The sequence below is a fragment of the Mesorhizobium sp. RCAM 06353 genome (assembly GCF_059683585.1).
The window spans coordinates 4,789,500-4,802,166 of the sequence record NZ_CM185031.1; the positions used below are offsets into that span (position 1 = coordinate 4,789,500).

Here is a 12,667-nt window from a genome sequence, read left to right on the forward strand (position 1 = left end):
CGTCCGTGTCGAACCAAGCTGACGCCATGCCGCGCAAGACGCGAGGGCCCTGGGCCGTCGCGTTTGCCAAGCTGGCAACGGACAGGGCTGCCATGGCATCCCTGGCCGTGTTCCTCCTCATCGTGCTTGCCTGCCTCAGTGCGCCTCTCTACGCGAAATGGGCAGGCGTGGACCCGTTCGCCTCGACGCTCGACGCCGTCATCCAGATCGACGGCGCCGACGTTCCGGTGATGGAACAGTCGACCGAGGGGCTTGGGCTCGGCTACACGCCGCTCGGCCCGACCTGGCGGCTTGGCAATTATTTCCTTGGCGCCGACAGCCAGGGGCGCGATGTCATGGCCCGGATGCTCTATGGCGGGCTGAGCTCGCTGCTGATCTCCGGGGCAGCCACCATCTTCACGCTGATCATCGGCACGGCGGCGGGATTGATCGCCGGCTATTTTGGCGGCATCACCGATACGGTGCTGTCGCGCTTGCTGGATGTTCTGTGGGCGTTTCCGATCTACCTGCTGGCGATTTCGCTTTCCATCGTCACCATCGCGCAAGGCATCAGGATCGGACCGATCGAGATCGAGTCCGGCAGTCTGTGGCTGCCGGTCATCATCATCGGCATCGTCTACGTGCCCTATGTGGCGCGTCCGATACGCGGGCAGGTGCTGTCGCTGCGACACAGCGAGTTCGTGTTCGCCGCGATCAATCTGGGTGTACCCGGGTGGCGCATCCTGTGGCGCGATATCCTGCCCAACATCACCACCACGCTCATCGTCTTCGTGCCGCTGATGATGGCGCTGAACATGCTGACGGAATCGGCGCTCTCCTTCCTGTCGATCGGCGTGCAGCCGCCGGCTGCGAGCTGGGGCACCATCATCCAGGACGGGCAGGCGCTGCTTTACACCAGGCCGCTGGTGGCGCTGGTGCCGGGCCTGGCGATCGCGGTTTCCGTCATGGCGCTCAATGTCTTCGGCGACGGCCTGCGCGACGCGCTCGATCCGCGCTCCAAGGTTCGGCTGGGGCGCGACTGATGTTTTACGCCATCCTGCGCCGGTTCGGTCAGATGCTGTTCGTCATGTTCGGCATCTCGGTCATCGTCTTCCTGATCTTCTTCGCGACGCCGGGCGCCGATCCGGCGGCGCGCATCGCCGGCCGCAATGCATCGCCCGAAGTGCTGGAAGCGGTGCGCCACAGTTTTGGCTTCGACCGGCCGCTCTACGTGCAATATGTGAAGATGATGGAGAAGATCTTCGTCACCGGCGACCTGACCTCCTTCGTCAATCGTGGCTGGAAGGTGGTGCCGGCGGTGATGGATTCGATCCCCGTCACGCTTTCCCTGGTCTTCGGGGCGGCGATCCTGTGGGTGGTCGTCTCCATCATCATCGGCACCGTCGCTGCCGCCACCCGCGGCAGCTGGCTGGATAAGCTTTTGATGGCGCTGGGGCTGCTCGGCATTTCCATGCCGGTCTACTGGCTGGGCGAGGTGATGAACCTGATCACCCAAAGCCGCTACCACGACAGCTGGGCGTTCTCGTGGGTGCCGCCGCTCGGTTACAAGAATTTCTCTGACGATCCCAAAGGCTGGTTCCTGACCTTGGTCATTCCGTGGATCACGCTGGCCATTCTCTATATCGGCATCTATGGACGCGTGTTGCGCGCGGCGATCATCGAATCCCTGCAGGAAGACTTCATCCGCACCGCCCGGGCCAAGGGCCTATCGGAGACCCGCATCCTGCTGCGCCATGCCTTGCGCACCTCGCTCATCGCATTTGTCACTCTGTTCGGTCTCGACTTCGGCGCCCTGGTGGGCGGCTCAGCCCTTTTGACCGAGGTGGTGTTCGGGCTGAACGGCATCGGCAAGCTCACTTATGACGCGCTGCAGAACCTCGATCTGCCGATGATCATGGCGACGGTGATGTATGCGTCGATGTTCGTGGTGGTCGCCAATGCGGTCGTCGATTTCGTCTACATCCTTCTCGATCCGCGCCTGAGGACATCATGATACTGTCGGTGCGCGATCTCAAAGTATCCTTCCGCACCAATGACGGCCTGGTGCGGGCCATCGATGGCGTCTCCTTCGACCTCGAGGAAAGCGAGATCCTCGGTGTCGTCGGCGAATCCGGCTCCGGCAAGACGGTATCGCTGCTGGCCGTGATGGGTCTCATCACCGATCCTAACGCCATTATCGAAGGCTCGATCCGCTACAAGGGCCGCGAACTCGTCGGCCTGCCACCGCGCGAACTGAGGCGCCTGCGCGGTAACGAGATCGCGATGATCTTCCAGGATCCGATGACGGCGCTGACGCCGGTCTACACGATCGGCTGGCAGATCGCCGAACAGATCCGCGCGCATCACAACATCAGCAAGGCCAAGGCGATGGAGCGCGTCGAAGAGCTGCTGGCCGAGGTGAATTTTCCCAACCCGCACGAGGCCATGTCGCGCTACCCGCACCAGCTTTCGGGCGGCATGCGCCAGCGCGCGGTGATCGCAATGGCTTTGTCGTGCAATCCGGCCCTGCTGGTGGCGGACGAGCCGACCACCGCGCTCGACGTCACGGTGCAGGCCGGCATTCTCGACCTCGTGCGCAAGCTGCGCGCGACGCACAAATCGGCTGTCGTCTTTATAACGCACGACATGGGCGTCGTCTCCGAACTCGCCGACAGGGTGATGGTCATGTATGCCGGTCGCGTGGTGGAGCGCGGCAGCCGCATGGAGCTGTTTTCCGATCCCCAACATCCCTATACGCGTGCGCTGCTCGGTTCGATCCCGCCGTTGACCGGCGAAAAGCCGCGCCGCCTGCCGGCCATTCCCGGCTCGCCGCCGTCGCTGCTGCGCTTGCCGCAAGGCTGTGCCTTCGGTCCGCGTTGTTCGGTTCAATACGAACCCTGCGTGACTGGCAAGCCCGACCTAGGCGTCGGCACTCATGCCGCGGCGTGCTACCGGGTGGCACAGGCATGAGCTCATCGATGACCGACAAAGATCGTCCGATACTCGAGACGCGTTCGCTGGGAAAGCGGTTTTCGATCGGCAGCCGGTTTTCCGCCGATGGCAGGCGAACCGTGCATGCGGTCGACAATGTTTCGCTGACCGTGCGGCGCGGCGAGACAGTCGGGCTGGTCGGCGAATCCGGCTGCGGCAAGTCCACGCTGGCGCGCTGCCTGGTGCGGCTCTACGACATATCGGACGGCGCGCTGCTGTTCGAAGGCGAGGACATCACCTCGAAGTCGCTGTCGGAACTGAGGCCGATGCGGCGCCGCCTGCAAATGGTGTTCCAGGATCCGTCGGCCTCGCTCAATCCGCGCCGGCGCGTCGGCGACCTGGTGGCCGAGCCGCTGCGTATCCATGGCAAGCTTTCGTCACGCGAGATCACCGCGCGCGTCGCCGAACTGTTCGATCTTGTCGGACTGCTGCCGGACCATGTCATGCGTTATCCCCACGAATTCTCCGGCGGCCAGCGACAGCGCGTCGGCATTGCACGGGCAATTGCGTTGAACCCCGATCTCGTCGTGCTGGACGAACCGGTCTCCGCGCTCGACGTGTCGGTGCAAGCGCAGATCGTCAACCTGCTGGCCGACCTGCAGGAGAAGCTCAATCTCACCTACATCTTCATCGCCCACGACCTGTCGGTGGTGCGTCAGGTGTCGACCCGCATCGCGGTGATGTATCTCGGCTCGATCGTCGAGGAAGGACCGGCAGAGGAGGTGTTTGCGGCGCCGGCGCATCCTTACAGCCAGGCGCTGATCTCGGCGGTCCCGGTCGTTGAGACGACGCCCAGCGGGACGCGCAAGCGCATCATCCTGACCGGTGACGTGCCGAGCCCGCTGAAACCGCCATCTGGCTGCCGTTTCCACCCGAGATGCCCGATCGCTGTCGAGCGATGCCGCACCGAGCGGCCGGAGCTGAGGGAATATCGACCTGGACGCAAAGTGGCGTGCCACTTCCCAACGGTCTAGCCGGCATTCATCGACCAAAAGATTCTTGAAAGATTCTGTTTTCCGGGTGGAACCAACCGCCAGACAGCGCGTTTGATTGGGTTCGATCGAGCGGCATCGCGATCGACCGGGAGGAAACGATGGACTACCTGCATTTCTTTTCGCCCGTGCGGATCTCGCGCGGGCAGGGGCATCCTGTAGAAGAAGTGGATAGTGTCGCCGAGGCGATGGTTTTCTTGCGTAAATGGCCGACGGGAAGACGTGGGCCAGTGTATCAGTGCGCGCTGAATTGTTGCTCGGCCGCTTTGTCGGGGCAGATGTCGGCGGAAGAAGCCAGGAAGGCCTTCACCGGCTTTGCCCGGATCACGCGGCTTCTGGACGATGACATGGCGTTGCCGGTCGCCGGCGAAACCATGGCGGGCCTATACGCGCGGCGCTAGCCGCACCGGATTTGCTGAATGCCGGGACTGCGGCCGTAGCGGCCGCAGGAGGGTGTCGATACGTCTGCGGTGACAGGGCCGGCCGGGCTTTCCGGACGGCGCAACCGGTTGGCCTGGGGCCAAAGTCTTAATCCCAAGCGACGGAATAGCGGCGGCGGGAGTGAGCACGTTCCTTGCTTTGACTGATTTAAAAATAGTCAATAACATCAAGCGCTTATGGCGCTGAGCGTGCATTCCGACTCAGGCAGGCAGCGTGATGCCGGAAAGCTCGGCGCAGATTTCAATCAGGCGATCCTGAAGCGCCTTGTCGTCGGCCTGACGATTGGCGGCCAGGGGACCCAGATGATAGAAATAGCGGCCGGTCGCCTGGGCTTGTGGCTCGTTGCTGGCAGCGAGCCAGGCCTGCGTCAGGTGCGCCTGCTTCATATCGTCGGGCGCCCCGGGGCCACCCATTTTTGTCGGCACCCAGCCCGGTTCGAGCGCGTTCGACAACACGTCAGGCCAGCGACGGGCCACCGCGAATGCCAGCATTGCATCGTGCAGCTTGCTCTCGGCATAGGCGGTCGAGCCGTTCCAGCGGCGCTTGCGCCACAGGATGTCATCGAGATTTGCGTCCGCATGATGGTGCATGCCTGAGCTGAGGAAGACGAGCCGATGCGGCCGCTCGATCAGAGCGGTCAGGATATAGGCTGACAATGTGTTGATCGCGAAAACGCGTGGCAGGCCGTCGGCTGTGAGGCGATGGGCTTCGCGATAGCCGACGGCGGCATTGTGGATCACCGCATCGAAGCGGCCAAGTTCATTGACGCGCGCGGCAACTTGCCTGGCTCCGGCAACTGTATCGAGGTCGCCTTCCACGATCGCGTCGGCCTGGGGTAGAGCCTTATGGGCGTCGCCGGCGCGGGCTGCGTTGCGGGCGTGAAGGACGACCTGGTGGCCCTGATTTACGAGCAGTTCGCCCGCCATCAGGCCGAGGCCGGCGGACGAGCCGGATATGAAGATGCGAGACATGGCAATTCTCCTTGAAACTGGCCGCGTTGATGCGCGGCGATGGTGCCTGGTCGACGATCAGTTTTCGCGGCTGCGTGCCGTGGAGATCAACGCCACGCCGAGCAACGCGCTGGCAGCACCAAGCAGGTAGACGGCAGCGTAACCGAACTGGCCGGCCACGAACCCCGCGACAGGTCCAGCGAGACCGTAGGCGATATCGAGGAAGGCAACAAAGGCACCCATGGCACTGCCTCTGTTTGCCGGCAGGACGCGCTTCAGGGCTTCGACACCCAGAGCCGGAAAGATCAGCGCGCAGCCTAGCCCGGTGACCAGGGCGCCCGCCAGTGCGAGGCTCTCATGCGGGGCACTCCAGATCATCAGCTGTCCGATCGCCTCGATGACCATGGACCACAGAGCGACGCGATAGCCGCCGATCCTGTCGGGCAGATGTCCAAGCAAGACCCGCATGAGAATGAAGCCGATGCCGAAAGCGGTCATCACCAGACCGGCATGACCCCAGCCATGCGCGGCGAAATAGAGCGAGGCAAAGGCGGTGAGGCCGGAAAGGCCAACGCCTTGCAGCATGAGGCCAAGACCTTCGCGCCAGATCTGACCGACGACGCGGTAGAAGGGCAGTCGTTGGCCGCCGGGCGTCTTGTAAGAGGTCGAGCCAAAGGCGATTGCGGCGGCGATGATCGGCGCCACGACGCAGGCAACCATGGCAGCATCGAGCCCATAGGCCTGATAGAGCGCCATGCCGACCGGCGCACCGACGGCAAGGGCTGCGAACATCGCAATGCCGGTCCACGACATCGACATACCGGCGCGCTGCGGACCGACCGAGGCGATTGACCATGAAACGCAACCGGTGACGAATTGGCTCTCGCCAAATCCGGCCGTCAGGCGGCCGACAACCACGATGGCGAGGCCGGTTGCGGGGGACAGGCCGGGCAGCGCGGAGACGAAATAAAGGAGCCCGGCACACGCGCAAACGACCGCACCCTGAATTGCCGCGCGCTTGCCACCTTGCTGGTCCGTGACACGCCCGGCATAGCCGCGCGTCAGCACCGTAGCCAGGAACTGGATGCCGATGACCAGCCCGACGGTCAGGCTGCTAAAACCGAGCTTGTCATGGACAAACAGCGGCAGCACCGGCAGCGGCAGACCGACGCAGAGATAGCCGCAGAACAGCGCCGCGATGATGCCGGGCGCGGGACGGGAAAGATGAGCCGGTGCGGCATTCGACCGGTTCGCCGCAGCGAGTGCTGACATGACAGCCTCCATGGAATGGGTTGGGGCGGGCTGGCCGCCGCTTGTTGTGCGACCAGCCGGATCTGACGGATTATTTCGCAGCGGCTCCGAAGAGGCTGGTGCGATAGCCGCTGGTTTCGAGCAGATAGTCGCGTGAGGCGGTTGCCTCGGACGCCAGCCTGGCGAGATCGACATCGACCAGCTTGCCGGCGCGTTTGCGGATCTTGCCGGCGACCATCACGGTGTCGACGTCGGAGCGTTCGACCGCCTGGACGATCGTGCCGATCGCGTTGGAGACCGGGAACACGGCGACATCGTCGGTACGCACCATGATGATGTCGGCCTGCTTGCCTGATGTCAGTGTGCCGATGGCGGCTTCAAGCCCGGCGGCACGGGCGCCATTGATGGTGGCGGCCTGCAGCACCGCTTCGACGGAAATTGGCCCCGGCACGTTGGTTTCGCCACGAAAGCGGCGGTAGCGCATTGCCGAACGCTGCTGTCCGAACAGTGCGTGCATCTCGCCGAACAGGTCGCTGCCGAAGGCGGTGTCGAGGTCGATGCCAAGTGCTGGTGTGAGGCCATGGTCGATGGCCTGCTGATAGGCGAAGCGGTCATCATCGAAGCCAAACAGCGCATCGGAGCGCGAATTGACGGTCACGTTGACCCCGGCGTCGGCAAAGTGCTTCCAGGTGTCCTCAGGCAGGCGCGTGCAATGGTTGAAGATGTTGTGCGGGCCCAATAAGCCCTGTTCGGTGACTTCCGGAGGCAGCTTCGCGAGATCGCCGATGAACTCGGTCAATATCCGCATGTCGAGGTCGCGGGCGACCTTCCACCAGTCGAGATTGAACTGGCCAAACAGTCCAACCTGCACCAGACCGCCGGCATTCCAATTGCGGGCGAGGCGTTCGAGATCGCCAGGCAGGTGCGCGCTGGACGCCTTCTTGTCCATTGCGGCGCCGACCATATGCAGCGCGCGGATGCCGGACCCCTTGAGCGCGTCAAGCGCAGCATCGGTGTGTTCGGGGCTGCGCGAACTGTGGCAAGCGTCGATGATCGTCGTTATGCCGGCATCGAGCGAGGCGGCGGCCGTCAGGCTGGTGCTGATAGACATGTCGTGCGGGCGGTAATGCGCGCCAAGCGTTTCGGCGACCACGCCGATATAGGCAAAGAGATCGTCGACATCAGGCATCAGGCGACGCATCACGCCAAGCCACATGTGATGGTGCGCATCGACCAGCCCCGGCATGACGATGCTTGCCGAGGCGTCGATCACCTCGGCGCCATCCGCCTGGATATGCGCATCGACCGAGACGATGCGGTCGTTCTCGACAAGAACGTCGCCGGTCGCGAGATTGGGGACGGCGGCATCCATCGTGATGACGGTGCCGCCCTTGAATAGCGTGCGGGGATTCTTCTGCGTGCTCATGGGCCTGTTCCTTTCCAGATGCGTGCTGGCGGGTTGCGCATGGCCAGCCTTATCGCTCCTGGACGAACTTGAATTAAGTGCGCTTATGTCAGATACTTCCTGACTGAAAATCAGGAATGATCATGGCGTTCGATGGCAGGATCTTGTCCGGGGTAAGCGTGCTGGCGGCGGTGGTCGAAGGCGGCACTTTCGTCAAAGCCGCCGAGCTTATCGGCATTACCGATTCAGGCGTCAGCCGCGCCATCGGGCGGCTCGAGGCGCGTCTGGGCGTGCGGCTGTTCGATAGAACCACACGATCCCTGTCGCTGACCGATGAGGGCCGGCGCTTCTACGAAGACGTAAAACCCCATCTGAACGCGATCGAGGATGCGGCGGTTGTCGCCTCAGGTACGGCCTCGGCTGTACGCGGCCGCCTCAAGGTGGACATCGACCCCTTCTTTCTGCCTCTGGTGCTGGCAGGCCGGCTCGGCGCCTTTTGCGATCGCTATCCCGAGCTGAAGATTGAGTTCGTCTCGAAAGAGCAGTTCGGCGACCTGGTGTCGGATGGCATCGACCTTGCGATCCGTTTCGGACAGCCACGCTTCTCGACGCTCGTTGCGCGCAAGTTGATCGAGGCGCCGATCCTGACGGTCGCTTCCCCGCGCTATATCGAGCGCCATGGACGGCCGGGCCAGCCCACCGACCTCCCAGCGCACCGATGCCTGCAATTCCTGGACCCACACAGCGGCACGCCATTCGACTGGGCGTTCGTGCGCGGTGAGGAAACGATCGAGGTCGCGACCAGCGGACCTCTGACCTTCACCGACCCCAAATCGATGCTGGAGGAATGCATCGCTGGAACGGGTGTCACCCAGGTCATCAGCTGGGGCGTCAGGGAACTGTTGGCGGATGGGGTGCTGGTCGATCTCTTTCCGGACTGGCATGGCGAGCTCTTCCCGCTGTTTGCCTTTCACCCGTCGCGCAAGCATCCGCCGGCCAAGGTGCGCGCCTTCGTCGATTTCTGCGTCGAGGTGTGTCGGGAGTTGTAATGAAAGCGTTGGAAATATTTATACTATTTCCGCGCGGAATATCTTTAAACCTGTTGGTGCGATCCCTACGTCATCTTCCGTTATGTCTATCAAGGCAAAACCGATGTGACATCGCTCACGGCCGCGCCACCCCTCACTGGGGACTCGGGACGCGCGGTCATTTCCCCATCCAATGAGCAGCCCAAACGTTCGACACGCCCTTAGCGCGTCGAGCGTGTCGGTGCGCGATCTCCCCATTTTATCAATAAACACCAACCGGGTAGCCGTCGGGTGAACAAACCCGCGCGCCCATAGGAGAGAAGAAATGGAAGCCCTACAATATCTCGGCCCGATGGAATGGACGGCGATCGAGGTCGCCGTGCTGGCCGTCGTGCTGGCAATCCTGTTCTGGTGGAGCGGCGTGGTCCGCTACATCCCAAACGACAGGCTCGGCATCCTGGAAAAACTATGGAGCTTTCGCGGCTCCGTTAGCAATGGCTTCATTGCGCTCAACCGTGAGGCAGGCTACCAGCCGGAAGTCGTGCGCGGTGGCCTGCATTTCTTTATGCCGTTCCAATATTCGATGCATCGCGCCAATCTTGTCACCATCCCCCAAGGTCAGATCGGCTATGTCTTTGCCCGTGACGGCAAGCCGCTACCTTCGACGCAGACACTTGCTTCCAACACCGACGCCGATGATTTCCAGGATGTGCGCGGCTTTCTCGAAAAAGGCGGACAGAAAGGGCCGCAACGCAAGATCTTGCGTGAAGGCATCTATGCCATCAATCTCGCACAATTCATCGTGCTGACCGCCCAGTCAATCTATGCCGTCAATCTGAGCGCGTCGGAACAAAACCTTTTTACCAATATGTCCAGCATGATCTCGGAGCGGGGTGGCTTTGAGCCAATCGTCATCCATAATGCCGAGGATATGATCGGTATCGTCACCATCCATGACGGTCCGGCCCTGCCGGACGGCGAGATCATCGCACCGACCGTCGCCAACGATCCCAACGACCCGAACTTCCACAACAATTTTCAGGACCCGGAGAAGTTTCTCAATGCCGGTGGCTATCGTGGCCGGCAGCTGCAGGTGCTGGCCGACGGCAGCTACTTCCTCAATCGCATTTTCGCGACCGTCGAACTGGTCAAGAAGACGATCATTGACGTTGGCACGGTGGGTGTCGTCGTCTCCTATAACGGCCGTCACGGCACGGATATATCCGGGCAGGCATACCGTCACGGCGAGCTGGTTGAAATCGGCGCACGCGGTGTCTGGTCAACGCCGCTGCTGCCAGGCAAGTACGCGTTCAATACCTATGCCGGCAATATCATCATCGTGCCGACCACCAACTTCGTGCTCAAATGGACGAAGGAACAGTTTGGCGAACACAGGCTGGACGAGAACCTGTCTGAAGTGTCGTTGATCACCAAGGATGCGTTCGAGCCTGTGCTGCCGCTCTCCGTCGTCGTGCATATCGACTATATGAAGGCGCCGCTCGTGGTGCAGCGTTTCGGTGACATGGCCCTTATCAACCAAAGACCGCAATATCCTTGTGACCTATAGCCTTTCATGCGATTCTTCGGGCTGGTCTGAAGGAGGTGAGAATGCCTGAAATACTTGCAGCGCTTTCCAACATTCGGACTGTTGAAGAAATGATCGCGGCCTTCCGGGATGAGCAGCATTGCCGTCGGTTGCTGGAAAGCATGGTGTGGCCGGATGGCCGGATCTGCCCCGCCTGCGGATACAAACGCTCGATTGCGCTTGCCGGTCGCGATACCGGCAAGCGTCGCGCCCGACCGGGTCTTTATCAATGTTCCAGCGGCGATTGCCGGTTCCAGTTCACGGTGACGACACACACGCCTCTGCACTCCACGAAGCTTCCCTTGCGTGTTTGGCTGAAGGCAATGTGGCTGTTACTGCAATCCGACAAGGGCTTGTCGTCGGTGCGCCTGGCCGAGGCGCTCGGGGTGAGCCAGCCAACGGCCTGGCGGATGGGACATGCACTGCGTCTCATGGTGGCGCGGGAGAACATGCTCGTCGGCACGGTTGAGATCGACCATTTCCATCTCGGGGGAAGTCCCCGAAAGCGGCCGGATGACCCACCTCCGGGACGGGGCCGGAAAGGCCAGGCGAATACGGACAAAACGCCAGTCATGGCCATGGTGCAGCGGCCGACCGACGTCACGCCCGGCGCTCCGTCCGGTGACGCGCGTGCCGCGGTCGTGACCAGTCTCTCGGCGCGAGCAAGCGAACGCGTCATTGAAGCGCAGATCGAATTGGGAGCTCATTTGATGAGCGACGAGTGGAAGGCATTCATGGCCATTGGTAAGAGCTTTGCCAAGCATGAGACCGTGAAGCATTCCAGCGGTGAGTATGCGCGCGACGCCGTCCACGTCAATTCGGTGGAGGGCTTCAACTCCCGCGTCCGCCGTACCATCGCCGGCGTCTTTCATCATATCAGCCCGCAGCATGCCGACCTGTATTTCCACGAGATCGGCTTCCGATGGTCGCAGCGCGTCGTCTCAGGAAACGTCATCCGCAAAACCCGGCATGGCCGGGAGAGCGTGCGAACCCTGTGGTCGCGCGTGCCGCCTGCGCTGCAATTGACGAATGTTTTTCGCACCGCCACGGGTCGTCAGATGCGCCGAAGCCCGCATGGCGGCATCATCATCAAATCAGCCGTAGCTGTCTTTGGTTGATAAAGGCCGGTGACATCAAGCGGCTGGTCGAACAAACGCTCGATCCGATGGTTTCTGCTTACTTCAAGAATATCGCCCAGACAAAGACGCTGATCCAGCTTCTGCAGGAGCGTAGCGATATCCAGCGCAAATCGGGCGAGGAGATGCGCGAAAAATTCAATTCCTACAGCCTCGAGCTGCAGGAAGTGCTGATAGGTACGCCCCGTGCCGCCAATGGCCAGAACAGCATAGAGCAGATCCTGATCCAGCTGCGCGAGCGCCAGATCGCAGTCGAAAAGGTCGAGACTTATAAATTGCAGGAGAAGGCGGCCATTCAGGAACGCACGTTGCGTGAGAAGGAAGCGCTCGCCGAACAGCAAGCCAAGATCACGACGTCGGCACTTACCATCGAGATCAGTGAGAACGAGGGCAAGGCGCAACTCGCCCGCACCCGCCAGCAGGCGGAAACCATTCAGGTCACTGCCAAGGCAGAGGCCGAGAAGGTGCGCCTCGGCGGCCAGGGCGAGGCCGACATGATCAAGGCTATCGCGCATGCCGATGCCGAACGCATCAAGGCGACCGGTTTTGCCGATGCCGACAGGGTGCGCGCCATCGGTCTGGCGGAGGCCGAAGCCACCGAGAAGAAGGTCGCGGCCTTCGGCGGCCCGGACTATCAGCTCAACTCGCAGGTTCTCATGCGCTTCGCCGAGGCGATCGAAAATGGCAGGATACCGCTCGTGCCGCAGATCCAGATCGGCGCGACCGGTGGCGAGAAGGGGGCCGCCAATGGCCTTGTCGAGATGATGCTTTCGATGCTCGTTGCGGACCGGGTTGGACCGCAAAACCTGCCGGATGAGATCCCGGCACCCGTTGAGGAGGAATGATTTGATATGGGCCGGTTGTACCGGCCCATTTTGCGCTGTGCCGAAACATCCCGCGGCGAGGCGT

At 62.1% G+C, this 12,667-nt stretch carries 10 protein-coding genes and 2 pseudogenes; 9 read left to right on the top strand and 3 right to left on the bottom strand.

The genetic code is table 11. The features are described 5' to 3' along the window. The first annotated feature begins 5 nt into the window (after positions 1-5). From AC56QX_RS23050 to AC56QX_RS23070, 5 genes are all read left to right on the top strand, one after another. Positions 6-1,022, top strand: coding sequence for an ABC transporter permease (locus tag AC56QX_RS23050; RefSeq protein WP_497110807.1), 1,017 nt, complete (start codon positions 6-8; stop codon positions 1,020-1,022). Further along, positions 1,022-1,993 (top strand): ABC transporter permease, encoded by a 972-nt coding sequence (locus AC56QX_RS23055; RefSeq protein ID WP_497110809.1) that lies wholly within the window; start codon positions 1,022-1,024, stop codon positions 1,991-1,993. The genes AC56QX_RS23050 and AC56QX_RS23055 overlap by 1 nt, the downstream gene beginning before the upstream one ends. Then, a complete protein-coding gene (locus tag AC56QX_RS23060; RefSeq protein WP_497110810.1) occupies positions 1,990-2,949 on the top strand; it encodes an ABC transporter ATP-binding protein in 960 nt (319 codons plus the stop codon). The genes AC56QX_RS23055 and AC56QX_RS23060 overlap by 4 nt, the downstream gene beginning before the upstream one ends. A gap of 8 nt (positions 2,950-2,957) precedes the next feature. After that, positions 2,958-3,944 (top strand): ABC transporter ATP-binding protein, encoded by a 987-nt coding sequence (locus AC56QX_RS23065; RefSeq protein WP_497110812.1) that lies wholly within the window; start codon positions 2,958-2,960, stop codon positions 3,942-3,944. A 119-nt stretch (positions 3,945-4,063) separates the two neighbouring features. Continuing rightward, positions 4,064-4,363, top strand: a complete 300-nt coding sequence (locus AC56QX_RS23070) for a DUF982 domain-containing protein (protein ID WP_497110813.1) — start codon at positions 4,064-4,066, stop codon at positions 4,361-4,363. Between the two features lie 240 nt (positions 4,364-4,603). On the opposite strand, the gene AC56QX_RS23075 is transcribed toward AC56QX_RS23070, so the two are convergent. The 3 genes from AC56QX_RS23075 to AC56QX_RS23085 all read right to left on the bottom strand — a co-directional run bounded on the left by AC56QX_RS23075 (position 4,604) and on the right by AC56QX_RS23085 (position 8,030). Then, positions 4,604-5,374, bottom strand: a complete 771-nt coding sequence (locus AC56QX_RS23075; RefSeq protein ID WP_497110815.1) for an SDR family NAD(P)-dependent oxidoreductase — start codon at positions 5,372-5,374, stop codon at positions 4,604-4,606. 57 nt (positions 5,375-5,431) lie between these two features. Then, positions 5,432-6,625: an arabinose transporter gene (locus AC56QX_RS23080; protein WP_497110816.1), complete on the bottom strand. Its 1,194-nt coding sequence runs from the start codon at positions 6,623-6,625 to the stop codon at positions 5,432-5,434. 70 nt (positions 6,626-6,695) lie between these two features. Further along, entirely contained in the window at positions 6,696-8,030 is a 1,335-nt protein-coding gene (locus AC56QX_RS23085) for an amidohydrolase family protein (RefSeq protein WP_497110818.1), read from the bottom strand. Positions 8,031-8,152: 122 nt separating this feature from the next. Here AC56QX_RS23085 and AC56QX_RS23090 point away from each other — a divergent pair, with 122 nt between their 5' ends. The 4 genes and pseudogenes from AC56QX_RS23090 to AC56QX_RS23105 form a co-directional block, all read left to right on the top strand. Beyond that, on the top strand, positions 8,153-9,058 hold the full coding sequence (locus AC56QX_RS23090) for a LysR family transcriptional regulator (RefSeq protein ID WP_497110819.1): 906 nt from the start codon (positions 8,153-8,155) through the stop codon (positions 9,056-9,058). Positions 9,059-9,362: 304 nt separating this feature from the next. Then, positions 9,363-10,562: pseudogene (locus AC56QX_RS23095) on the top strand (flotillin family protein); the annotation flags it as partial. 83 nt (positions 10,563-10,645) lie between these two features. Then, positions 10,646-11,740: an IS1595 family transposase gene (locus AC56QX_RS23100; protein ID WP_497110820.1), complete on the top strand. Its 1,095-nt coding sequence runs from the start codon at positions 10,646-10,648 to the stop codon at positions 11,738-11,740. Between the two features lie 5 nt (positions 11,741-11,745). Then, positions 11,746-12,603, top strand: a pseudogene (locus tag AC56QX_RS23105) (SPFH domain-containing protein); the annotation flags it as partial. Positions 12,604-12,667 lie beyond the last annotated feature (64 nt).